The sequence below is a fragment of the Tomitella gaofuii genome (assembly GCF_014126825.1).
Classification (GTDB): domain Bacteria; phylum Actinomycetota; class Actinomycetes; order Mycobacteriales; family Mycobacteriaceae; genus Tomitella; species Tomitella gaofuii.
The window spans coordinates 3,978,591-4,002,305 of the sequence record NZ_CP059900.1; the positions used below are offsets into that span (position 1 = coordinate 3,978,591).

Below are 23,715 nucleotides of genomic sequence, written 5' to 3' on the forward strand. Positions count from 1 at the left end.
GCGCACTGCTGTGCCAGGTCGGCTACCCGTAGACCCGCGCGTCGTCCTCGTGCGCCAGGGCGTCGGCATCGTGCGCCAGGGCGTCGGCATCGTGCGCCGGGGCCTCAGCGTCACTTCCGCCGTCGTGCACGCACGCCGCGAGGCGCTTCTCGAGCTTGGCCACCCACCGCGCCGGCAGCACATCCGCCGCCGTCAACACGTGCTCGATCCCCGCCGCATCCTGCTTGTCCACGTTCATCACGCGGTTCACCTCGAACGCTGTCACCCCGTGCCGCGCCCGCTCCACCACCTGCACCGCATCCCCGGCGCGCACCTCGCCCGGCTCGAGCACTGCCAGGTAGAACCCGGTGCGACCGGTGGCCTGCACCCGCACCGGCATCTGCGTGTGCCCGTGCGCGAGGCCCAGCTTGTAGCAGGGGCGCCGCGGCGCCGTCACCCGCACGAGCGCGGTGCCGACGCGGTAGACGTCCCCCGGCATCACCGCGCGCTCGTCCCATGCGACGCCGCCGACGCCCGAGACGCGCAGGTTCTCGCCCAGCCCCCGATCACTGATGTCCCTGCCCAGCTCGCGCTCCCACTCCGGGTAGTGCTCGGCCGGATACACCAGCACCGCCTTCTCTGTGCCGCCGTGGTTCTCGCGGTCGGCCTGCGCGTCGCCGCCGAATCCGAGCTCCTCCAGCCGCACCGCGCCGGCCCGCGGGCGCTTGCCCAGCGCCGAGTCGACGGTGCCGCTGCGCCCCACCGTGGCCCGGTCCAGCGTTCCGATTCCGCCGGTGCGCACCTGCAGCACCCGCGCCACGACGGCCGCCTCCGCTCTGCTCATCCCGGACTTCCCCTTCCCCGACCGATCACGCCGGCACCGCAGACGTGCCAGGTCGCGTCCTCGCCACGTCCCGCAGTTTATCGCCGGACTCGTCCGGCTCAGCGTGCGACGGTGCCGCCGGTGCGCTCCGCGAGCACCCGCGCGCGCCGGTCGAGCGCCTCCCAGCGCTCGGGCGGTGCGACGGCCCGCACCTCCGCGAGCATCGCGGCGATGCGCACGTGCACGCTGCGGATCGAGCGCATCCCGTCGAACAGCTCGTCCACCGCGTAGCCGACGAACTCGTCCCAGGTGGGCGGGTCGAACACCAGTCGGACCTCGCCGTCGGCGTCGCACAGCTCGCCGATGCGCAGTTCTCGGGTGGCCAGCGCACGCAGCAGCGCCTCGATCTCGTCGATCGCCTGGACTGCGGTGTACGGGTCGTTGATCGCCGACGACAGGGCGCGCAGGGCGATGTCGTTGAGCAGACGGAACCCGAACACGGGGTCCTGGTCGAAGTTCCGTTCCAGGCCCACCTCGAGGTGTTCGAGCAGCCCTTCCGCTATCCGGCCGCCGCCATCGCCATACACCTCGACAACGACGTCGCCTTCCCGCAGTAATCGCCCCGGCGCCGTCACCAGCCGGGCCCGGCAGCCGCTGTCGGCGAGGGCGCGGACCATCGCCGGAAAGTCCGCCTGACGCAGCCGCGCCGTCCTGTTGTGCCACCGCACCTCGCACCGCGGCGCGTCGTCGAAGCCCTCCGTCCGCGGCACGGCGACGGTCCCGGCCTCGGGATACAGCGCGTCGATCACGTCCCGCGCCCGCGCGCCCACCGCCTCGAGGATCGGCGCCAGCTGCACCGCTCTGATCGCGGCCACCTGCACGATGCGCAGCAGCAGCAACGACACGATAAGCAAAACGACGACCACCGCGGGAACGGCCACCGAGACCGTCTGCTTCTGGTACACCATCGCCCCGGCGACCACCGCAGTGACCAGCACACCCAGCATCAGCGCGTACAGGTGCGTGTTCAGCGGATTGTCGCGGAACAGGTTCAGGCGCGGGGACTGCGCCGTCACGGCGAACTGCACCACGAGGAACAGCAGGGAGATGACGATGCCGATGAGCGTGAGCAGGCCGCCGGCGACGGCCGCCAGCAGCTGCACGACGGGTTGGACCTGCACCATCGGCCCGGTGCGCAGACTCCCGGCGGCGACGCCGATCCCGGCGCCCACAGCCACGTAGGCCACGGTGACCACGCCCGCGCGGATGCGGCGGCGCCGCTCGATCATCCGCAGGACGGGGCGCCTCCTCCGAGGCACGCGCTGCACTCCGGCCGTCCTACGGCGTGACGATCGCGAAGTCCGGGTCCGGGGAGTCGAGGTACCCGACGAGTTCGGCGAGCGTGCTCACGTCGCCGTCGGCCGTCACCCGCCCGTCCGCGATCATCCGCTCCAGATCCGCGCCGCCGACGACCGCGCCGGTCAGATCGGCTTTCGTCATGGCGAACGTCGCATCGGCCGCAGGGAGCCGAGCGCCGGCGTCGACGTCGAAGTGCACGAGCAGGCCGTTGCGCAGCTCGGTGCGGTGCACCGCACCGGTGTCGGTGAGCCGCCAGTCGATGGTCACGTGCGCGTCCCACGCCAGCGGGCCGTCGACGCGCAGGGCTGCCGCGTCGAAGACCTGCTCCACGCTCAGCGCCGCGGCGATGTCCGGCGACGCTGCCACCGTCGGCGTGCCGACGGGGCCGTGGCGCAACTCGTAGGCGCCCGTCAGGAAGAAATTGCGCCACGTGCCGTTCTCGGACCCGAACCCGAGTTGCTCGAGGGTGTCCGCCTGCAGCGCCTTCGCCTCGGCATTGCTCGGGTCGGCGAAGATCACGTAGTTGAGCACCTGGGCCACCCACCGGAAGTCGCCGGCGGCGAACGACTCGCGGGCCTTGGCGATCACCGCGTCGGCCCCGCCCATGAACTCGACGTGCCGCGTGGCGGATTCCACCGGCGGATGCTGCCACAGCGACGCCGGATTGCCGTCGAACCAGCCCATGTAGCGCTGGTAGACGGCCTTCACGTTGTGGCTGACCGACCCGTAGTAGCCGTGGGTGTGCCAGGCCTGCTCGATGGCGGGCGGCAGCGCGAAGTCCTCGGCGATCTCCATCCCCGTCGACCCCTTGTTCAGCGCGCGCAGCGTCTGGTCGTGCAGGTAGCCGTACAGGTCGCGCTGCAGCGCAAGGAACTCGGTGAGCCGCTCGGTGCCCCACGTGGGCCAGTGGTGCGAGGCGAACAGCACGTCCGATCGTGAGGCGAAGGTGTTGATCGACTCGGTGAGGTACTTGGACCACACGTGCGGGTCGCGCACCAGCGCGCCGCGCAGCGTGAGCAGATTGTGCAGGGTGTGCGTGGCGTTCTCCGCCATGCACAGCGCACGCTTGCCGGGGAAGTAGAAGTTCATCTCCGACGGCGCCTCGGTGCCCGGCGTCATCTGGAATTCGATCTCCACGCCGTCCACCGTCTCTGTCTGCCCGGTGTGGTCGATGTGCACGGTGGGCGAGATGAGCGTCGGCGTACCTGTTGACGTGGTGGGCCCCAGGCCCGCGCCGACGCTGCCCCTCGGCCCGCGCGGCAGCGCCGCGCCGTACATGTAGGCCGCGCGGCGCGCCATGGCCGTTCCGGCGTAGACGTTCTCCGCCACCGCGTGCTCGACGAAACCGACGGGGGCGAGGATGGGGCAGCGGCCCGCCGCCACGTCCGCCTCGGTGACAACCCCCTTGACCCCGCCGAAGTGGTCGATGTGCGAATGCGTGAAGATCACGGCCGTGACGGGCCGCTCCCCGCGGTGCCGGCGGTACAGCTCCAGGCCGGCCGCCGCCGTCTCCGCGGAGATGAGCGGGTCGATCACCACCACGCCGGTGTCGCCCTCGACGAGCGTCATGTTCGACAGATCCAGACCGCGCACCTGGTAGATGCCGTCGGTCACCGCGAACAGGCCCTGCATCGTGCACAGCCGCGACTGCCGCCACAGGCTCGGATGCACCGATTCCGGGCAGTCCTCTTCGAGGAAGGCGAAGCCGTCGCTGTCCCACACCACATCACCTGCGCCGTTGCGCACCACGCCGGGGTCGAGGGTCGCGACGAAGCCGCGCCGCGCATCGGCGAAATCCTCGTCGTCGGCGAAGGGCATCTCCCGCGCCGCACGGACGTGCGCGGCGCGGACCGTATCCGACACCGGTGCCTGCTCGACCATGTGCCCTGACCTCCCTGCGGGCCGGCGCAGCGCCGGCGGCGGACGCACCTCCGGATGCGCGGCCTCATCGACTCCGCCCCGACGCTCCCACCGCCGCCGGGCACGCCGCATCACCCGGCGAGGGTGAACGTGCGGAGCCGCGGGTGGGAATACGCCGGATCAGAGCAGGCCAGTCGACCGCGCGGCGTCGACGGCGTCGCGCCGCGACCCCACGTCGAGCTTGCGGTAGATGCTGCGCAGGTGCGTCTTGACCGTGTTCACCGAGACGTACAGCGACGCGGCGATCTCCTCGGTGGTCCGCATCGACGGAAGTTCGACGAGCAGCTCCAGCTCACGCCGGGTGAGCGGCACGGCGCTCCCCACTGTCGCCCTGCCGAGCCTGTCCAGCACCAGCTGCGCGAAGCCGTCCCGGTGCCCATAGCGCCCGATCCCCTCGGCGAGGAGCCGCGCCGCCACCGGGCCCCCGTCGCGAAACGGCCGCACGAGAGTCTCCGGCATCGCCTTCGCCAAGGCCTGCGTCATGGCGCCGTGCGCCCGGGCGGCGTCACCGTCGTCCGCAGCGAGCGTCGCGGCGACGACCAGCGCATCGACGGGCACGCGTCGGGTCAGCCCCGGCGCCCCGTCCCGCAGCGCATCCTCGAGCCGCTCCCGCGCCGCACCGTGACGACCGTGCTGGAGCTGCATCCCGACGCGCGCAAGGACCGCCTCCATCGTGCCGGGGACGATCCGCTCGGCGTGCGCTGCGCTCTCCGCCGCCCAGGCGACCTCACCCACGCGCAGGGCTGTGCGCACGTGGATGAGCAGCCCGCATCCGCTGGCGCGCAAGGGCATCCGCGACCAATCCACCTCGCGCACCACCTCGTGCAACGCGCACGCGGCCCGGTACGGGCGCGCGGCGCCGTCCAGCTCGATCACCGACCGGATTCCGCGGGTCAACCCCTGCAGCGCCGGGGGAACCCCGGGCCCGCAGGCGCGCACCGCCGCGGCGATCCGCTCCTCCGCGGTCGCGCACTCGCACCGCTGATAGGCGACCCAGGCGGCCACCACATGCGCCGTCACCGCGGCCGGATCGTCGTGCAACCCGTTCCCGTGCGCATAGTCGAGAGCGGCGCGGCTGCGCCGGTCCATGGCCACGACGGTGTCGGAGGCAAGCGCCGCCATCGACAACGCCGACAACGCGGAAAGCGCCACCCGCGCGACGCCTGCCGACCCGGCGAGCGCGACGGACCGTTCGAGTTCCGCGGTGGCTCCGGGCGGGTCGCCGCGGATCAGCAGCAGCCATCCCCGGCACAGCAGCCTGTGCGCGTCGAGGAGCTCGTGCCGGCCCGGGCCGGGCCCGGGGGCGGGCGGAGGGACCTCCGTACGTGAGAGTGCAGGGCCGCTCCACAACGCACGTTGCAGCCGTATCGAATCCGCAATGCCACGCACCGCCCGGGACGCGTCCTGCTCCACGTACTTGTCCAGGGACACGTCGGCGGCCGCCGTGTCCCCGCACCCCAGATGCGCGGCCGCCTGTGCAAGAACCGAACCCGGCAGGGACATCATCTCCGCCGGCAGCGTGGCGAGAAAGGTGCGCACCGCCGACGCGTGCCCGTCCATCACGGCACCGACCCCCGCGCACGCGAGCATCTCCGACAGCCGCACCGCGGGGAACCCGGCCGCCACCGCGTGTTCGAGCACCCGCAGCGGCGCCCCCTCGGCGGTGAACCAGTCGACGGCGCGGGCGTGGATCGCCGCGCGCACCGCGTGCGGTTGCCGCTCCATCTCCGCCACGAGATAGCTGCGCAGCAACGGATGCAGGCAGAACACGGGTTCCGGCCCCTCGTACCGGGTGACCAGGCAATTGCGGCCGGCGAGCCGGTCGAGCATGCCGCCGGCATCGCGCTCCCCGCTCAAGGCCTCGGCACAGCGGACGGAGATGCTCTCCTCGTGCGCGGTGGAGAGCAGGACGCGCCGGACGTCCGCGGGCAACGCGGCGAGGATCTCGCCGGTCAGATAGTCGGCCACGGCGCGGGTGTCGCCCGAGAACTCGGCGAGGCGCGTGCCCACATCGTCGCACCCCGCCAACATCACCGCAGCCATGCGCACGCCCGCCGCCCACCCCGCGGTGCGGGTCATGAGGCGGTCGAGGTCGTCGTCCGCCAGCTCCAGCGCGTGCTGCGCGAGGACCGCGCGCGCCTCCGCGCTGGTGAAGGCGAGGTCGGCCGTGTCGAGTGCGGTCAGCGTCCCGTCCAGTGCCAGCCTGTGCAGTCCGACGGCCGGTTGAAAGCGGCCGGACAACACGAGGGTCACCTGCTCGGGAAGGAACCGGCCCATGTGCACGAGCAGGTCGAGCGCCGCACGCTCGTGGAGCTGCTGGACGTCGTCGACCACGATGAACAGGCGCCCCGCTCCACGGTGAACCGCGTCAGTGGTGGCGGCGAAGACCTCGTCCGGGGCCGCTCCGGCCGCCCGCGCCCGCCCGGGCCCCGTTCCGTCCAGCACCGCGCACAGCTCGCCGGCCAGGAGGTGCGGGTCGTTGTCCGCCGGCGCCAGCGTCAGCCACACCATGCGCTCGCCACGCCCGGAGGCGCCCGCCGCCCACCGCACCAGCGCCGCGGTCTTGCCCGCGCCGGCGGGCGCCGTCACGGTCACCACCATCGGTCCGCGCGCCCCATCGCGGGACGCGAGCGCGCCCTCGACCCGAGTGCGAGGAATGAGCCCGCAGCCGAAACTCGGCGGGCGAGAACGCGCAGCGACCGGCACCGGCACGGCCGGATCGCGGACGGCCCGGATTCCGGACGGAACGGTCATATCCACCCCCGACGGTGAATGGTCGTGTCCGGATCGTTACACGAGTCTTCTCCGCACGTCAGCGGATCGGATCAATTCCCGGCGGCTTCGGGCCGACCGGAGGAGGCCGACGGCAACTGCCGCACCTCGATGAGCTCGAACCCCATAGTGTCCAAGCGCGCCATGATGCTGCGCAGATGACTCCGGTCGTCGACGGTGCCGAACAGCGAGGTCGTGTCCCGCGCCCGGGAGTACTCGGCGACGAGCTCCGGGAAGGCCGCCGCCGCGCGGTCCGACATGCACGCGGCGACGACGAACATGTACTCCACGCCGACCACCCCCTGCTCCCTCGGACGGCTTCGCGTTGTGCGGACAGCCTGGCCCGGACGCCGCAGCCGTTCATCACCCGCGGCGGATGAGGTCCCCGCCACCGGCATGACGGCACGATGACCGTGGTGGTCGGCGCCACGGGCGCCGCGCACCACGCTCACGCAGCACGACCCCAACATCGCACAGCCGAATGACCGTATAAGGCGAAGGGAGTCACGTCATGACGACAGGGCAGCATGTCGGAACCGGGGGTGGCGGCGTTCGACAGGGGTTCGCCGCGTTCGGGACGATAGCCGCGGGCGTAGTCCTCGTGGCGAACGGCACCTTGCAGTTGCTCGAGGGGATCTCCGCGATCGCCGCGGATGACCTCGTCGTGGTCGGCAGGGAGTACACCTACCAGTGGAACACCACCGGGTGGGGATGGGTGCACGTCGTCATCGGCGCACTGGTGATCATCGCCGGCGCCGCCCTGATGACGGGCGCGACGTGGGCGCGGATCCTCGCGGTGATCCTGGCGACGATCGCGATCATCGCGAACTTCCTGTGGCTGCCCTACTACCCGTGGTGGTCGCTGATCCTCATCGCGCTGTACCTCTACGTGATCTGGGCCGTCGCAAACTGGGCGCCGCGGGACCAGTCCTGAGCCCGTCCCGCACCCGTGCGCCCGCGATCAGTGCCCCCGGTCGATCCATTCCTGCAGGTGCGGGGCCTCGGCGCCGATCGACGTGCCCTCGCCGTGCCCGGTGTACACCTGCACCTCGCCGGGCAGCGTGAGCAGCCGCTCGCTGATCGACTGGATGATCGTGGGGAAATCCGAGTAGGACCGCCCCGTCGCTCCGGGGCCTCCCTGGAACAGCGTGTCGCCGCTGAACAGCGCGGCCTTCGCCGGCTGGTACAGGCACACCGAGCCGGGCGAGTGGCCCGGGGTGTGCATGACCTCCAGCGACGTGCCGGCCACGGGGATCCGCTGGCCGTCGTGCAGCGGCTTGTACTCCACGCCCGGGTGGGTCTTGCGCCACAGCACGTCGTCGTCGGGGTGCAGCAGGATCGGGGCGCCGAAGCGCCGCGCCAGCTCGGGGGCCACGGTGACGTGATCGTTGTGCGCGTGCGTGCACAGCACTCCCACGACCGTGCGGTTGCCGACGGCCGCGGCGATGGGCGCGGCGTCGTGCGCGGCGTCGATGACGAGCACCTCGTGGCCGTCGCCCACCAGCCAGATGTTGTTGTCGACGTCCCAGCAGCCGCCGTCCAGGCAGAACTGCCCGGACGTGACCACACGGTCGATGCGCAGCGCGCTCACAGGACCACCACCGATCGCAATACGGAGCCCTCGTGCACCGCAGCGAAGGCCTGTTCCACGTCGCCGAGCCCGATGCGCTCGGTGACGAACTTGTCCAGCGGCAGGCGCCCCTGCAGGTGCAGGTCCACGTACCGGGGGAAGTCGCGCTCGGGCAGGCAGTCGCCGTACCAGGCGGATTTCAGCGCGCCGCCGCGCGAGAAGAAATCCACCAGCGGCATGTCCAGGCGCATGTCCGGGGTGGGAACGCCCACCAGCACCACGGTGCCGGCCAGGTCGCGCGCGTAGAAGGCCTGCTCGTAGGTCTCCGGCCGGCCGACCGCCTCGACGACGACGTCCGCCCCGAATCCGCCGGTGAGATCCTGCACGCCCTGCACCACGTCGGCGGTCGAGGCGTCGATGGTGTGCGTGGCGCCGAGGCCCTTCGCCCACTCGAGCTTCTTGGCGTCGCGGTCGACGGCGATGATCGTCGACGCGCCCGCCAGCCGTGCCCCCATCACCGCCGCGTCGCCCACGCCGCCGCAGCCGATGACGGCCACCGTGTCGCCCAGCGAGACGCCGCCGGTGTTGACGGCGGCGCCGAGCCCGGCCATGACGCCGCAGCCCAGCAGGCCCGCCACCGCGGGATCGGCCTGCGGGTCCACCTTGGTGCACTGGCCCTCGTGCACCAGAGTCTTGTCCGCGAAGGCGCCGATGCCCAGCGCCGGCGTCAACTCCGTGCCGTCCTCGAGGGTCATCGCCTTCGACGCGTTGAAGGTGTCGAAGCAGTACCAGGGGCGTCCGCGCTTGCAGGCCCGGCACTCGCCGCACACCGCGCGCCAGTTGAGCACGACGAAATCGCCGACGGCCACGTGCCCCACCGCGGAGCCGACCGTCTCCACGATCCCGGCGGCCTCGTGCCCCAGCAGGAACGGGAACTCGTCGTTGATGCCGCCGTCGCGGTAGGTCACGTCCGTGTGGCACACCCCGCACGCCTGGACGCGCACCACCACGTCATGCGGCCCCGGATCGGGGATGGTGATGGGGACGAGCTCGACGGGCGCATCCTTGGCGCGCGCGATGACTCCCTGAACCTGCTGCGACACTGGCGTGGACCTCCAAGACGGTCGGACGGGGCCGGCCGCGGGGCATGCCCGGGCCGCTGATCGTCATCGTCTCATCACCGGAGGGTCCGCGCCACGGCCTTGCGGCACCACACCCCGCGGGCTAGAGTGCCGCGCCACCGACGGCGGAGGAGATCAGGCCGCGCCCTCGTCCCGCTTGTCGCTGAGGCTGAGCACGGCGATCAACAGCGGCACCAGCACGTCCGTCACCTCGCCGATCGGCGCCCGCGGCTCCCCCTTCGCCCAGTCGGCCACCACGGCATTGACTGCGCCGGCATAGGCGACCATGGCCGTGTGGAAGCCGCCCAGCGGCGCGCTCCCCTCCGGGAGGAGCTCGCGGCCGGCCGTCTCGATGAGCACCGTCCACTCCGCGCGCTGCCGCCCGCGCTCCTGGTCCACGTTGCGGTTGACTCCCACAGCCTCGGTGAGGGCCAGGCGGGCGCGGCGCGGGTCGTCGCCCATCGCGTGGATGTACGCGGTGACACCGGCGCGCACGTGCGCCCGCACGTCCTCGCCGTCCACCTGACGCATCGCCTGCAAGACCAGGCTGCGGGCGTCCTCGTTGATCCGCTGGTACAGATCGAGCAGCAGGCCCTCCCGCGAGGTGAACTCCTCGTAGAACTGGCGGGTGGACAGCCCTGCGACACGGCAGATCTCCGGCACCGACGAGCTCATGTAGCCGATGTCGGAGAAGACGTCGAGCCCCGCCTCCCGGAAGCGTCGTCGCCGGTCCGCCTGACGCACCTCAGGCGGCAGCCCACGATATCGACGCTCGGAAAGACGCTCGGTCATGGCACCAGGTTACGGCACAAACCGGACAAAGTCAGCACATAAAGAGACGGACGTCCAACCCATTATCGGCGTCCGCCGCGCCGCGAACCCGTGCGCGGCGCGGCGCGGCGGATGCCCGGCCCGCAGCGTCAGGCCAGCAGACCCTTGGCGATGTGCGTCACCTGAATCTCGTTGCTGCCCGCGTAGATCATCAGCGACTTGGCGTCGCGCGCGAGCTGCTCCACCTTGTACTCACTCATGTAGCCGTTGCCGCCGAAGAGCTGCACGGCCTCCATGGCCACCTCGGTGGCGGCGCGCGACGCGTACAGCTTCATCGCCGACGCCTCCGCCAGCGTGATCTTGTGGCCGTCGTTGATCCGCTCGATCGCGCTGAACACCATGTTCTGCACGTTGATGCGGGCGATCTCCATCTCCGCCAGCTTGAGCTGGATGAGCTGGAAGCTGCCGATGGGGTTGCCCCACAGCGTGCGGTTCTTGGCGTAGTCGACGCACAGCGCGTGGCACTCCTCGATGATGCCGAGGCCCAGCGACGCGATGCCCACCCGCTCGGCGACGAAGCTGTCCTTCGCCGACTCCTTGCCCGACTTCTTGGCGGTCTCCTCGCTCTCGCCCAGCAGGCGGTCGGGCGTCAGGCGCACGTTGTCGAAGAACAGCTCGCCCGTGGGCGAGGAGTTCATGCCCATCTTCTTCATCGGCTTGGACTGCGTGAGCCCCTCCATGCCCGCGTCGAGCACGAACGTGAGCACCTTGCGGTCACGCGGGTCGACGGCCCCCTCTGCGTCTTCCACGAGCTTGGCGAACACCACCATCGTGTCGGCGTACGGGCCGTTGGTGATGAAGGTCTTCTGGCCGCGCAGGATGTAGTCGTCGCCGTCGCGGCGCACTGTCGACTTCATGCCGCCGAAGGCGTCGGAGCCGGAATCAGGCTCGGTGATCGCCCACGCGCCCACCTTCTCGAAGGTGACGAGCTCCGGCAGCCAGCGCTTCTTCTGCGCCAGCGTGCCGCGGCTGCGGATGGTGCCCACCGCCAGGCCCACCGACACGCCCATCGACGCCACGAGCCCCAGGCTCACCTTGGCGAGCTCGCTGTTGAGGATCATCGACATGCTGCTCGCGCCGCCGTATCCGGAGGACTTGTCGTCGCCGTCCGTCTCGGGCACCGCCTCGCCGGCCTCCTTGGCCAGGGCGCGCTCGAGCGATTCGCGTGCCATGTCCGCCATGCCGAACGTGGAGTAGAGCTTGCGGAGCACGTCGAAGGGCGGGATCTCGCCGCTCTCGAGCTGGTCGGAGATCGGCTTGATCTCCTTGTCGATGAAGCCGCGCACCGCATCGCGCACCATCAGATCGGTCTCGGACCACTCGTACATCTGCATCCGCTCCGCTCGCCGAGGGCCGGGCGCACAGCACCCGGCGTGAACACCGTCACCCCGGATTAGAACATGTTCACCTTGGTGTGCGCACCCTGCGACCCCCCGCCGAAACGCCGGCGGGGACGGCGCGGCGCCCCGGAGGGCCCGCCCATCCCTCGTCGTTCACCCCTCGTCGCGCGGCGGGAAGCCCGCGACGAGGGGAGTGTCGACCCCCGTCGGGCCCGTCTTGGCGGCGCCGCCGGGCGAGCCCAACGGCGCCTCGCGCCCGGAGAGCGGCTCCTCGAAGAAGCGGCCGTTGTCCGCAACGTAGCCGGACCACTCGTCGGGCACGTCGTCCTCGTAGAAGATGGCCTCCACCGGGCACACCGGCTCGCACGCGCCGCAATCGACGCACTCGTCCGGGTGGATGTAGAGCGATCGACCGCCCTCGTAGATGCAGTCGACGGGGCACTCTTCGACACAGGCGCGGTCCATCACGTCGATGCACGGCTCTGCGATGACGTATGCCATGGGACGTCCCTCCTTCGGGGCCGACTGGACAGGCGACCCGCCACGCATTTTATTTGATAAAAACCATATTTAATAGTTATGGTGCAGAATAAACACATGGCTGCTTCATCACGCGCCAAGACCCACTCGGCGCTCGCATCGCCGAGCCGCGTTGCGCTGCTCGATCACATCCGCGGGGCCGACGAGCCGCTCGACGCGCACCGCCTCGCCGACGAGTGCGAACTGCACGTCACCACGGTGCGGTTCCACCTCGACGCGCTCATCGGCGCCGGGCTCATCACGTCGCGCCCCGCCCCCAGCAACGGCCGCGGGCGGCCGCGGCTCATCTACTCGCCGGTGGCGCAGGCGCGGCCCGAGGAGGAAGACCCGTACATCGAGCTGTCGCGGCTGCTGCTCATCGCGCTCGACGCCGAAGACGGCGCCACCGCCGCGGAGAAGGCCGAGATCGCCGGGTACCGGTGGGCCGAGCAGAGCCTCAACGGCAGCGCGCCCGACGACCTCCGCGCAGACCTGCCCACCGCGGCCGGCAAGATCAACGCGCTGTTCACCGAGCTGGGGTTCGAGGCCGACTACACGACCGACGACGACGCGCGCACCGCCGAGATCACACTGAACGACTGCCCCTTCGGCGCGGTGGCGCGGGAGAAGCCCGGCATCGTGTGCCGGATCCACATGGGGCTGCTGCGCGGCGCGCTCGACCGCCTCGGGGTCGACGGCCACACCGAGGAGATCGAACCGTGGGTCACCCCCACCACGTGCCGGGCCGTCATCCGCGACGGCGGCGCCGCCCCCGCGTAGGCCGCCGCACGCCGGCAGGCCGCATCACACCAGCCGCGCTCCCCACACGCTCGTGAACTCCTGGCCCGGTTCCAGCCGCACCAGCGCCTCGCCGCTGGCGAGGGCGTTCGGCGGGGCGGTCATCGGCTCGGCGGCGAGGGCGGTGCGCCGCCGCGCGGGCGCCAACGTGTCACCGCTGAACAGCTGCAGGTAGCCGAAGCTCCGGTCCGCCCACTGCTCGACGGTGCGGCCGTCGCCCCCTGTCAGCCGCACCCACGACAGGCCGCGCCCGTCCCGCCGCAGGCCGGTGAACGGATCGTCCAGCCGCAGCCCGCCGAGGATCCGGCCCCCGCGGAAGTCGTAGTCCGTGCATTCGGTGGGCGCGGTTCCGGACGGCAACGCACGCTCGCCGTCGACGAGGATGCGCGTGCCCGCGTCGAACTCGAGCACGCACCGGTCCAGCATGCCGGCGCCCGCGGACAGGTAGGGGTGCTGCCCGTGCGCGTAGGGCAGCGCGTCCGCGCCCACGTTGCGGGCGGTGGTCGCCACCGTCAGTCCGTCGTCGTCCAGCCGGTACTCGATCTCCACGTCGAGCGCGAAGGGGTATCCGGGCGAGGGGTGGACGACCGCGCCCACCGTCACCGCGTCCGCGGCCGCACGACGCAGCGCGTACGGCCGCCAGCGCAACAGCCCGTGGATCGCATTGCCGCGGGCCGGCTCGGTGAGCGCCGTCCGGTGCTCCGCGCCGTCGAAGGTGTAGCGCCCGCCGTCCAGTCTGTTGGGCCATGGGATCAGCGGCGCCCCGTGCGCCCCGTCGCACATCGCCCCCACCGGATAGCTCTCGAGCACCTCACGCTCGCCGCAGGTGAAGGTGCGGATGCCGCCGCCGACCTCCACGATCACCGCGCGCAGGCCACCGTGGCGGATCTCCCACTGCCGGCCGGACGGCACGAACCGCGGCAGCGCCCCGGCGTCATCGGACATCGTTCACACCAGCCTGTGGGAGGGGCTCTTGGTCTTCGCCGGGTCGCGCTCGATCACCTGCGTGCCGTCGAGCTCCAGTGCCCGGTCGACGGCCGCGAGCACCTCGTCGGTGAGCTTCAGCTCGGCGGCCTTGACGTTCTCGGCGATCTGCCCCGGCCGGGACGCACCGACCAGTGCCGACGTCACATTGTCGTTGGCCAGCACCCACGCGACCGCCAGCTGCGACATCGTGACGCCCAGGTCGTCGGCGACGGGCTGCAAGCGCTGCACCGCACTGAGCACGTGCGGCTCCATGAAGTGGGCGATCATGTCGCGGCCGCCTTTGTCGTCGGTGGCGCGCGAACCCGCCGGCGGCGGGGCGTCCGGCCGGTACTTGCCGGTGAGCACGCCCTGCGCCATCGGCGACCACACCACCTGCGAGATCCCGAGCGCGCGCGAAACGGGCACGACCCGGTCTTCGATCACCCGCCAGAGCATCGAGTATTGCGGCTGGTTGGACACGATGCGGAAGCCGGCCTGCCGCGCCAGCTCCTGACCGGCGCTGAGCTGCTCGGCCGACCATTCCGACACCCCGATGTAGAGCGCCTTTCCGGAACGGACGACGTGTGCGAACGCCTCGATCGTCTCCTCCAACGGCGTCTCGTGGTCGTAGCGGTGCGCCTGATACAGATCCACGTAGTCCATGCCCAGCCGGCGCAGCGACCCGTCGATGCCCTCGAGGATGTGCTTGCGCGACAGCCCCGTGTCGTTGGGTCCGCCCTCCCCCACCGGGAAGTAGACCTTGGTGAACACTTCGAGCGACTCGCGACGCTGCCCCGCCAGGGCCGTGCCGAGAACCTCCTCCGCACGTCCCGCGGCATAGACGTCGGCGGTGTCGAACGTCGTGATACCCGCGTCGAGTGCCGCGTGCACGCACTCGGTGGCCACCTCGTTCTCCACCTGGGAGCCATGCGTGAGCCAGTTGCCGTACACGATCTCCGAAACCTTCAGCCCGCTGTCGCCCAAGAACCGGTAACCCATCGCTCCCTCTCCGTTCGCCGCTGCGGTCCTGCTCCCCGCGTGTATGCCTCCCCGCCGACCACAGTAATCACGGAACCCGCCGCCGGACTGCGCTCCGTCCCGTCCGAATCGGACAGTGTGCGGCATGCTGGACCTCATGCAGATCTTGCCGATGTTCCCGCTCGGCGGTGTGGCACTCCCCGGGGAACGCCTGCCGCTGCACATCTTCGAGCCGCGCTACCGGCAGTTGCTCGAAGACTGCCTCGACGCCCCGGACGGCCCGCTGTTCGGCAGCGTGCTGATCGAACGCGGGTCCGAGGTGGGCGGCGGCGACGCGCGCACCGCCATCGGGTCGCGGATGCGCATCACCGGACATCGCGGCATCGCGCCCGGGCGGCACCTGGTCGAATGCATCGCCGAATCCCGCATCACCGTGGTCCGCTGGCTCGACGACGACCCGTATCCGCGCGCGGAGGTGCGGGACTGGCCCGACGAGCCCGGCCCGCCCGACGTGGACATGAGCGCCCTCGTCTCCGACATCGCCGACCTCTACAGCGCCATCGACCGGCTCGCCGAGAAGCAGGAGGCCGACTCGCCCCCGCCGCCCCGGTTCGACGAGCTGCCGATGGACCCGGGCGATCGCCTCTACGCCCTGGCCGCGCAGGTGCCGATGGGGCAGTCGGACCGGCAGTCGGTACTCGCCGCGCCCGGCATCCTGGAGCGCCGCGACGCGCTGCGTGAGGCCATCGCCGGCGTGCAGTCCATCGTCGACTTCCAGCTGGCCTGACAGCGCGAACCCTCGCGGAGGGTCTGAATTCTCCGGCGAATCAGCGCAAACCCTTCCCTCGACGGCCCAGGTGCGCCATAATTCAATCGGGATAACGTTCAGGCGACGAGTCAGCAGTCAACCACTCACCCTCCGACCGACACACGGGGGCCTTATGAGTTCCGAACCCGAGGTCGCCGGATCCGCAGCCAGTGATGCGCCCGGCCACGCCGAGCACACACTCCGCAGCCGGCTGGATCGGGCCCTGTCCGGCCCCTTCGTCGGGATGGTGCCGTGGATCATCCTCGGCATCTTCGAGGGCCCCGGCCGCACCCAGTGGGCGGTGCTCGTCGGCCTGCTGTTCGCCCTCGGATTCCTCGCACTCGACCGGGTCCAGGGGCGATCGCTCAAGCTGCTCAACGCGGTGAGCGCGCTGTACTTCCTGATCCTGCTCATCGTCGTGTTCACCGTCAGCGACCAGGCCGTGGACTGGCTGGAAGTCTGGCTGGGCGAGATCTCCAACATCTCGCTGACCGCCATCGTCCTGTGCTCGATGGCGGTCCGCCTGCCGTTCACCCTGCAGTACGCGCGTGAGCAGGCGCCCCGCGAGTTCTGGGAAAACCCCGTCTTCCTGCGCATCAACTACGTGATCTCCGGGGTGTGGGCGCTGGCGTTCCTCATTTCGTCCGCGGCGGGGTTCTACGGCGACTACGTGCTGGGCGACAACAACAACCTGTGGACCGGCTGGATCATCCAGGTCGGCGCCATGCTGGTGGCCGTCGAGTTCACCGCCTGGTATCCGGACTTCGCAAGCGCCCACGCGGTGACGCGGGCCGGCGGCACCCCCGACGCGCCGGCACCCCCGGTGAGCGAGCTGTTCGCGCCGCTCACCGTATGGTTCGTGCCCATCGGCATCATCAGCCTCGTGGCCGACGCCGCACCGATGTGGCTCGGCATCGCGTTCATCGCCGTCGGCGTGGTGCTGTTCCGTGTGCTGCGCCGCGACGTCGAGAAGGAGCGCGCCCCGACCGGTGACGGCCGCTGACGGTCCTGGCCGCCGCTCCCGCCGACCAAGCGGTTTCTGCACCCCCGGCGGCGGGATCGTGCACTTTCCACTTGGTCGGCGGAATCCGGCAGCCGCCCCCGCGCTCTTACGCCTGCACGAAATCGCGCGAGCGGATGAGGACGATCGCGAGCACGGCCCCCACCAGCGCCACGATCCCGCCGGTGAGCAGCAGGTCGTCCATCGAGCCGGCGAACCCGGCGAGCAGCTCGTGCGCCAGCGACGCCTGCTGCTCCGGGGGCGCGGATCCGACGATCGAGGCGACGCTGCCGTGCTGCACGGCGCCCGCCAGCTGCGCACCCTGCCCCGTCGCGCCCGCTCCCTCGAGCGCGCCGCGCATGGAGGTGGCGAAGATCGTGCCGTACACCGCGGTGCCCACCGCGATGCCGACCTGCCGACACGTGTTGTTGATGCCCGAGGCCATGCCCGAGCGCTGCGGGGCGACGACCCCGATCGCCGTCGACGCCAGCGGCGGGTTGACCAGGCCCGCGCCCAGGCCCGCCACCACGAACCCGGCGATGAAGTGGGTCCAGTCGCTGCCCGCGTCGAGCCCCATCATCAGGAACAGGCCCACCGCCACCAGGGCCAGGCCGGGGCCGATGAGCCACTTGGTGGACACGTGCGCCGACGCACGGCCCGCCACGGTGGCCGCCACCAGCGTCATGCCCGAGACCAGGAGCATGCGCACCCCCGTCTCCAGCGCCGAGTAGCCGAGGCCGTTCTGCAGGTAGATGACGACGTAGAGGAACATCGCGAACAGCGACCCGTTCATCGCGAACGCCGCGATGGAGCCGCCGAGGAAGGTGGGGATGCGCAGCAGCGACAGGTCGAACATCGGGTGGGCGACGCGTCGTTCCACCACGACGAACGCCGCCAGCAGCACCACGGCCGCCGCGAAACAGCCGAGCACGGCCCCGTCGGTCCAGCCCTCCTGCCCGGCCCGGATGAGCCCGTAGACCAGCGCCACGAGTCCCGCGGTGAATGTGGCGGCGCCCGTCCAGTCGGGCCGCGCCGCGTGCGGGCTCTTGGATTCGGCCACGTAGCGCAGCGTCGCCACGACGGCGATGACGCCGATGGGGATGTTGATCCAGAAGATCGCCCGCCAGCTGACCCCCGTGGTGAGCGCCCCGCCCAGGATGGGGCCCAGCGAGGTGGCGACCCCGGTGACCGCACCCCACACTCCGAACGCCATGCCGCGGGCCTTGCCGTGGAAGTTCACCGCCAGCAGCGCCAGCGACGTGGCGAACAGGATCGCGCCGCCGATGCCCTGCACGGCCCGCGAGAGCACGAGCATCGTCGCGTCCTGCGCCCCCGCGCACAGCGCCGAACCCGCCGTGAACACGACCAGGCCCACGGTGAACACCAGCCGCAGCCCGAAGCGGTCGGCGAGCGAGCCGGACACCAGCAGCAGTGCCGCCAGAGTGAGCGCGTAGGCGTCGATCACCCACTGCACCGCGGTGAAGCTCGCGGAGAGCTCGTGCTGGATGTCCGGCAGCGCCACCGTCACGATGGTCACGTCCAGCAGCAGCATGAACGTGGCGGCGCAGACGACGAGCAGGGTCCAGATGTTGTGCCGCCCGATCGAGCCCGCGCCCGCCGCAGCCGTTCCTTCGGCAGCGTTGCGACCGGCCACCGCAGCGTCCGCGGCGTCTCCCGGCTCGCGCGTCGTCTCGTCCACCGTCGTATTGTCCACCTGCCGGCTCCTCCTCCACTGCCGTCCGCGCGCGGCCGCACACCGCGCGTTCCGGCCTTCCAGTGTCCGCCGCGCCCGCCGATCCGCCCGCATCGGCCCGCGTTCTGCGAAGATTTCCTCCATGACGAGCGACCGGACGCAGTTCTCCCCGAATCTGGACACCGTGGACAAACAGATCGTGCGCGCACTGCAGCTCCGCCCGCGCGCGCCGTTCAGCCTGATCGGCAGCGTGCTGGGGCTTTCCGAGCAGACGGTGGCGCGCCGGTTCCGCCGGCTGCAGCGCGATGGCCTGGTGCGCGTGACCGCCGGTTTCCATGCGCGTGCGTTCGGCTTCACCTCGTGGATGGTGCGCGTCCGCTGCCGTCCGGAAGGCGCGCCCGCCGTGGCCGACGCATTGGCGCGGCGCGACGACGTCTCCTGGGTGACGATCATGTCCGGCGGCTGGGAGGTGACGTTCAACCTCAGCGCGCACAGCGACCGCGACGCGGAGGAATTGCTGGTGCGCCTACTGCCCAAGGCCACCACCGTCATCGACGTGTCCGCCGCCGCCGTCCTGCACTCGTTCGCCGGCGAGGACCCCGCGGACTGGCAGGGATGGCGGGACGTGCTCGACGCGGACCAGACGGACCGCATCCGGACGCCGCCGGCGGCCGCGCGCCCGCCCGCGCCGCCGCGCACAGCCTGGTCACCGCGCGACGGCGACCAGGCGATACTCGACGCGCTGGTACTCGACGGGCGCACGGAGTACGCGGCGCTCGCCCGCGCCGCGGGGACCACGCTGGGCAGGGTGCGCCGGCGCGTCGGCGCGCTGCTGGCCGCGGGCGTGATCTACCTGGACGTGGACATCGCCCCGGCCGCCACCGGCAACACCGCCCCGGTGGTGCTCTGGCTGACGGTGACGCCCGGACGGCTCGACGCGGTGGGCCAGGCCGTCGCCGCCCACCCCGCCGTGCCGTTCGCCGCGGCCCTCACCGGACCCGCGAACATCATGGCCTCGGTCACCACCGCCACGCTGGACGACGCCTACCGGTTCATCACCGACGCGCTGGGTCCGCTCGACGGCATCACCGGTTACGAGGTGACGCCGATCCTCCGCCGGGTCAAGCACGCCGGCACCTACCTGGTGGACGGGCGGCTGTCGGTCAGTCCGGCGCCCCGGGCTCGCCCAGCCACGGCTCCTGCCAGGAGGGGTGGCCGCTGACCAGCCCCTCGGCCTCCGCAGGGCCCCAGCTGCCGGGTGCGTACCCGATGACGGGCGGCGGGGCGTCGATGAGCGGCTCGAGCACCCGCCACGTCTCCTCCACGGCATCCTGGCGGGCGAAGAGGCGGTGGTCCCCGGTGAGCGCCGCGTGCAGCAGCCGCTCGTAGGGTTCCAGCGGCTCGCCGAGCTCCCGCGCGAACGCCGTCTCCAGGGGCACCTTCTTCCAGGTGTCGTCGTCGTAGGCCACCAGCTCGATGCGCATCGCCGCGTCCGGGTCGATGCGCAGCACCACCTGGTTGTCGGCCGCCGCGTCGAGGCCCGGCATGAACGGCAGTCGCGGGGTGTTGCGCAGGAACAGGCGCACCTCGGTGGCGGTGGCGGCCAGGCGTTTGCCCGCGCGGAGGAACACCGGCACCCCCTCCCAGCGCCAGTTGTCGATCGCCAGTTCCAGCGCGACGAACGTCTCGGTGGTCGAGCCGTCCGCCACGCCGTCGATCCCGCGGTAGCCCGTGTACTGGCCGCGCACCACCTTCGACGCCTCGACCGCGGGCATCGCTCGGAACACCTCGCTCTTCTTGTCGCGCAGATCATCTGCGGACGGTCCGGACGGCGGATCCATTGTCACCAGGGCCAGCACCTGCATCAGGTGGTTCTGCACCACGTCGCGCAGCGCACCCACGGGATCGTAGAAGTGCCCGCGATCCTCCACCCCGAACGTCTCGCCCAGCGTGATCTGGATGCAGGTCACCGAGTCGCGGTCCCACAGCCGCGACAGGGCCAGGTTGGCGAAACGCATGAACTCGAGCTCGATCACCGGTTCTTTGCCCAGAAAATGGTCGACGCGCAGCAGTTGTCCCTCGTCCACCACCCTGTGCAAGCGCTCGTTCAGTGCGCGCGCCGACGCCAGGTCGTGGCCGAAGGGCTTCTCCACCGCGATCGACGCGCCCTCGGTGAGGCCGGCCTGTCCCAGGTGCTCGACGATGGTGCCGAACAGGCTCGGCGGCATCTCCAGGTAGAACAGCGCGCCGGGCCGGGTCTGGTCCCGCACGCGCGCCATCTGTTCGCCCAGGCGCCAGTACACGTCGGGGTCGGTCACATCGCCGGAGAGGTAGCTCCAGCGGGCGGCGAAGCGCGCGAAGACGTCCTCGTCGAGCTGTTCGCCGGTGTCGACGATGGCCGCGCGGGCGCGCTCCATCAGCCCGTCCACCGTCAGCTCCTCGGACGCCACGCCGATGAGTGGATAGTCCAGCAGCCTCCTGCGCTCCAGCCGGTACAGCGAGCGGAAAGTCATCTTCTTCGCCAGGTCTCCGGTGATGCCGAAGATGACGAACACCCCCGCCCGGTCACGCCGCCCCTCGACTGGATCCGCTGGCTCCGACACGCTGACCTCCGCATGCAGCTCGACTGCCGCCCACACTAATCAGCGGGCCGGATCCGCGCAGGCGCTCGCGCCGGTTCCCTGCCGCCGCGCGCGCCGCCTACCCGACGACCCCGCCGATCGCGAGCCCCAGGCCGTAGGTGACCAGCGCCGCCGCGAGCCCGATCGCCAGCTGCCGCATGCCCCGGCGCAGCGGCGGACCGCCGGAGAGCATCCCGCCGATGGCGCCGGTCATCATCAGCGCCAGCGAGGCCAGCACCACCCCGACGGCGATCGCGGTCCAGCCGGCCAACCCGAACAGGAAGGGCACCACGGGGACGAGCGCGCCCAAGCCGAAGGCGCAGAAACTCGACAGCGCGGCCCCGCCTGCCGAGCCCACCACATCCGGCTCATCGTCGCCGTCCTGTGCGACCGCGTCTCCGGGCTTGCCCCCGCGCAGCAGCCGCAGGGCCGTCGACCTGCTGATCTGACCGGCACGCGTGCCGCCGGGGCGCTTGCGTCCCGCACCGTGCAGCCGTGCGAGCACGTCGTCGGCGTGCGCCTGCGCCTCGTCCGGGTCCATGCCGCGGGCGCGGTACACCAGCGGCAGCTCGTTGGCGTCCACGTCGAGGTGCTCGAGCACGTCGACGGTGTCGTAGTTGGGCTGCGACGCCTCGATGAGCTCGCGCTGCGACCGGATGGACAAGAACTCGCCGGCCGCCATCGACAGCGCGCCGGACAGCAGCCCGGCGATGCCGGTGAGCAGCACCGTCCCCGCGGCCACGCCGCCCGCGCTCACCCCCAGGATGAGCGCCAGGTTGCTCACCAGGCCGTCGTTGGCGCCGAACACCAGGGCCCGGAAGGTGCCGGACACCTGCGCCCGGCCGCGCGCGGCGAGCCCGCGCAGCACTTCCTCGTGCACGCGTTCGTCGGCGGCCATCGCGGGCGTGGCGTCGGGGTCCACGTCGTAGGGCGAGCGGTTCTCGGCCCGCTGCGCCAGCGCCAGGATGAACACGGACCCGAACCACTGGGCCAGCCACCCCAGCATGCGCAGCCGCACGCCCCCGCGGCCGACGGGCCCGGCCTCGTCGCCCAGCAGCCCTTCCCAGTGCGCGATGTGCCGCTCTTCCGCCTCGGCGAGCGCGTTGAGGATCTCACGATCGTTGCCGTCACGCCGCTGCGCCAATTTGCGGTAGAGGCGGGCCTCCGCCCGCTCGTCGGCCAGCCGTTTGCGCCGGCGCTTGATCTGGGCCGGCGAGGCGCTGATCTGCTGCCCCGTCACCGCGCGTCGCCTCCCGCAGACCCGGGGCGCCGGATGCTCGTCGTCCTGCCCGGTGCGTCCATGATCGCCGACGCTACCGCCCGCGCTCCAGGTCAGGACGACCGTTCACCGGCGTCGATGCATCCGGCCGTGCGTCGCGGCGAGTTCGGGCGGCCGAAACCCGCGAGCACCGCACGCCCGGCGCTCAGTCGGCCTGGGCGCGCAGATACCGGCCGAAGTGCGGCACGGTGAACCCGATGGCGCCGCGCTCGGCGGAGTAGATGAGCCCCTTCTTGATCAGTCCGTCGCGCGCGGGGGACAGCGACGCGGGCTTGCGGTCGAGTTCCTTGGCGATCAGCGCCGTGGCCACCTGCCCGTCGTCGCCGGCCACGTCGGCCATCGCCCGCATGTATTCGCGCTCGGCGGGCGTGGCGCGCTCGTAGCGGGAGCCGAAGAATCCCACCGCCAGCTCGTCCTCCGCCAGCGGCGACGCGACCCGGACGTCGTCGGTGGTGATGGGGCTGGCCGCCGCCTGGTCCCACACCACCTTGCCGTAGGCCTGCACGAAGTACGGGTATCCGTCGGCGGCGGCGTAGAGGGCGTCGAGCGCGTCCTGTTCGAACTCCACGTCCTCCCACTCCGCGGGCACGGTGAGCGCGCGGTCGGCCGACTCGCGGTCGAGCCGGTCGATACGGTGGTAGGCGAACAGCCGCTCCGAGTAGCTGCGCGACGCCGAGAGCACCGCGGGCAGGTGCGGCAGCCCCGCGCCGACGACGATGAGCGGGGCCCCGTCCTGGCTGAGCTCGTGGCACGCGCCGCAGATGGCGGAGACGTCGTCCGGCGCCAGATCCTGCATCTCGTCGATGAACACCGCGATGCCCACGCCCACGTCCCGCGCCAGCTCCGCGGCGTCGAGCAGCAGCTCGACCAGGTCGATCTCGATGTCGCCGGAGTCCGCGCGCCCCTTCACCGCCGGGACGTCGATGCCGGGCTGCCAGCGCTCGCGCATGGACTTGTCCGCCGTGGCGCGCAGCGCGAAGGACTTCAGCACGCCCAGGAACCGCTCGACCCGCTCGGGGTCGCGGTGCGCCGGCGCCACCTCACGCACGGCCATGTGCAGGGCCGACGACAGCGGTCGGCGCAGATCCTGGCCCGGCCGCGCCTCGATTTTGCCCGTGCCCCACTTGCGCGCGATCGCCGCCGACCGCAGCTTGTTGAGCAGCACCGTCTTGCCCACGCCACGCAGACCGGTGAGCATGACGCTGCGCTCGGGCCGTCCGCGGGAGATGCGCTCGAGCACCACGTCGAACGCGTCGATCTGCTTCTCGCGTCCCGCCAGCTCGGGCGGCCGCTGGCCGGCGCCGGGCGCGTAGGGGTTGCGTACCGGGTCCATGAGCA

The 23,715-nt window shown here is 71.5% G+C and carries 21 protein-coding genes; 5 read left to right on the plus strand and 16 right to left on the minus strand.

Going from position 1 to position 23,715, the window contains the following annotated elements:
• Positions 1-22: 22 nt before the first annotated feature.
• The 5 genes from H4F70_RS18395 to H4F70_RS18415 form a co-directional block, all read right to left on the minus strand.
• On the minus strand, positions 23-823 hold the full coding sequence (locus tag H4F70_RS18395; protein ID WP_182358268.1) for an MOSC domain-containing protein: 801 nt from the start codon (positions 821-823) through the stop codon (positions 23-25).
• A 98-nt stretch (positions 824-921) separates the two neighbouring features.
• Positions 922-2,091 carry a DUF2254 family protein gene (locus H4F70_RS18400; protein ID WP_182358269.1) on the minus strand — a complete coding sequence of 390 codons (1,170 nt, stop codon included), beginning with the start codon at positions 2,089-2,091 and terminating at the stop codon, positions 922-924.
• A 49-nt stretch (positions 2,092-2,140) separates the two neighbouring features.
• Positions 2,141-4,042 (minus strand): alkyl/aryl-sulfatase, encoded by a 1,902-nt coding sequence (locus H4F70_RS18405; RefSeq protein ID WP_182358270.1) that lies wholly within the window; start codon positions 4,040-4,042, stop codon positions 2,141-2,143.
• Positions 4,043-4,201: 159 nt separating this feature from the next.
• On the minus strand, positions 4,202-6,835 hold the full coding sequence (locus H4F70_RS18410) for a helix-turn-helix transcriptional regulator (RefSeq protein ID WP_338064874.1): 2,634 nt from the start codon (positions 6,833-6,835) through the stop codon (positions 4,202-4,204).
• Between the two features lie 71 nt (positions 6,836-6,906).
• Positions 6,907-7,152, minus strand: coding sequence for a hypothetical protein (locus tag H4F70_RS18415; RefSeq protein WP_235681209.1), 246 nt, complete (start codon positions 7,150-7,152; stop codon positions 6,907-6,909).
• A gap of 212 nt (positions 7,153-7,364) precedes the next feature.
• Between H4F70_RS18415 and H4F70_RS18420 the strand changes: the two genes are divergently transcribed.
• On the plus strand, positions 7,365-7,787 hold the full coding sequence (locus H4F70_RS18420) for a DUF7144 family membrane protein (protein ID WP_182346367.1): 423 nt from the start codon (positions 7,365-7,367) through the stop codon (positions 7,785-7,787).
• Between the two features lie 27 nt (positions 7,788-7,814).
• Here H4F70_RS18420 and H4F70_RS18425 read toward each other — a convergent pair whose 3' ends face one another.
• The 5 genes from H4F70_RS18425 to fdxA form a co-directional block, all read right to left on the minus strand.
• A complete protein-coding gene (locus H4F70_RS18425; RefSeq protein ID WP_182346366.1) occupies positions 7,815-8,444 on the minus strand; it encodes an MBL fold metallo-hydrolase in 630 nt (209 codons plus the stop codon).
• Positions 8,441-9,526: an S-(hydroxymethyl)mycothiol dehydrogenase gene (locus tag H4F70_RS18430; protein WP_182358272.1), complete on the minus strand. Its 1,086-nt coding sequence runs from the start codon at positions 9,524-9,526 to the stop codon at positions 8,441-8,443. The genes H4F70_RS18425 and H4F70_RS18430 overlap by 4 nt, the downstream gene beginning before the upstream one ends.
• 153 nt (positions 9,527-9,679) lie before the next feature.
• Positions 9,680-10,336 (minus strand): TetR/AcrR family transcriptional regulator, encoded by a 657-nt coding sequence (locus H4F70_RS18435; RefSeq protein ID WP_182358273.1) that lies wholly within the window; start codon positions 10,334-10,336, stop codon positions 9,680-9,682.
• Positions 10,337-10,464: 128 nt separating this feature from the next.
• Positions 10,465-11,703, minus strand: a complete 1,239-nt coding sequence (locus tag H4F70_RS18440) for an acyl-CoA dehydrogenase family protein (protein ID WP_182360520.1) — start codon at positions 11,701-11,703, stop codon at positions 10,465-10,467.
• Positions 11,704-11,868: 165 nt separating this feature from the next.
• Positions 11,869-12,216, minus strand: a complete 348-nt coding sequence (fdxA, locus tag H4F70_RS18445; RefSeq protein WP_182358274.1) for a ferredoxin — start codon at positions 12,214-12,216, stop codon at positions 11,869-11,871.
• Positions 12,217-12,312: 96 nt separating this feature from the next.
• Here fdxA and H4F70_RS18450 point away from each other — a divergent pair, with 96 nt between their 5' ends.
• Positions 12,313-13,014, plus strand: a complete 702-nt coding sequence (locus H4F70_RS18450) for a helix-turn-helix transcriptional regulator (protein ID WP_182358275.1) — start codon at positions 12,313-12,315, stop codon at positions 13,012-13,014.
• 24 nt (positions 13,015-13,038) lie between these two features.
• Here H4F70_RS18450 and H4F70_RS18455 read toward each other — a convergent pair whose 3' ends face one another.
• The gene (locus H4F70_RS18455; RefSeq protein WP_182358276.1) at positions 13,039-13,977 is read right to left on the minus strand and encodes an aldose 1-epimerase family protein; all 939 of its coding nucleotides are present in this window, start codon (positions 13,975-13,977) and stop codon (positions 13,039-13,041) included.
• A 3-nt stretch (positions 13,978-13,980) separates the two neighbouring features.
• The gene (locus H4F70_RS18460; RefSeq protein WP_182358277.1) at positions 13,981-14,997 is read right to left on the minus strand and encodes an aldo/keto reductase family protein; all 1,017 of its coding nucleotides are present in this window, start codon (positions 14,995-14,997) and stop codon (positions 13,981-13,983) included.
• Positions 14,998-15,121: 124 nt separating this feature from the next.
• Between H4F70_RS18460 and H4F70_RS18465 the strand changes: the two genes are divergently transcribed.
• Together H4F70_RS18465 and H4F70_RS18470 are read left to right on the plus strand one after the other, a co-directional pair.
• A complete protein-coding gene (locus H4F70_RS18465; protein ID WP_235681210.1) occupies positions 15,122-15,763 on the plus strand; it encodes an LON peptidase substrate-binding domain-containing protein in 642 nt (213 codons plus the stop codon).
• A gap of 154 nt (positions 15,764-15,917) precedes the next feature.
• Complete coding sequence (locus H4F70_RS18470; RefSeq protein WP_182358278.1) at positions 15,918-16,787, plus strand: hypothetical protein; 870 nt, start codon at positions 15,918-15,920, stop codon at positions 16,785-16,787.
• A 106-nt stretch (positions 16,788-16,893) separates the two neighbouring features.
• On the opposite strand, the gene H4F70_RS18475 is transcribed toward H4F70_RS18470, so the two are convergent.
• Positions 16,894-18,498: an MFS transporter gene (locus H4F70_RS18475; RefSeq protein ID WP_235681211.1), complete on the minus strand. Its 1,605-nt coding sequence runs from the start codon at positions 18,496-18,498 to the stop codon at positions 16,894-16,896.
• 121 nt (positions 18,499-18,619) lie between these two features.
• Between H4F70_RS18475 and H4F70_RS18480 the strand changes: the two genes are divergently transcribed.
• Entirely contained in the window at positions 18,620-19,699 is a 1,080-nt protein-coding gene (locus H4F70_RS18480) for an Lrp/AsnC family transcriptional regulator (RefSeq protein WP_182358279.1), read from the plus strand.
• On the opposite strand, the gene H4F70_RS18485 is transcribed toward H4F70_RS18480, so the two are convergent.
• From H4F70_RS18485 to H4F70_RS18495, 3 genes are all read right to left on the minus strand, one after another.
• Positions 19,641-21,080 carry a glucose-6-phosphate dehydrogenase gene (locus H4F70_RS18485; RefSeq protein WP_182358280.1) on the minus strand — a complete coding sequence of 480 codons (1,440 nt, stop codon included), beginning with the start codon at positions 21,078-21,080 and terminating at the stop codon, positions 19,641-19,643. The genes H4F70_RS18480 and H4F70_RS18485 overlap by 59 nt on opposite strands.
• A gap of 97 nt (positions 21,081-21,177) precedes the next feature.
• Complete coding sequence (locus tag H4F70_RS18490) at positions 21,178-22,338, minus strand: VIT1/CCC1 transporter family protein (RefSeq protein ID WP_182358281.1); 1,161 nt, start codon at positions 22,336-22,338, stop codon at positions 21,178-21,180.
• A gap of 184 nt (positions 22,339-22,522) precedes the next feature.
• Complete coding sequence (locus H4F70_RS18495; protein WP_182346356.1) at positions 22,523-23,710, minus strand: ATP-binding protein; 1,188 nt, start codon at positions 23,708-23,710, stop codon at positions 22,523-22,525.
• Between the last annotated feature and the right edge of the window lie 5 nt (positions 23,711-23,715).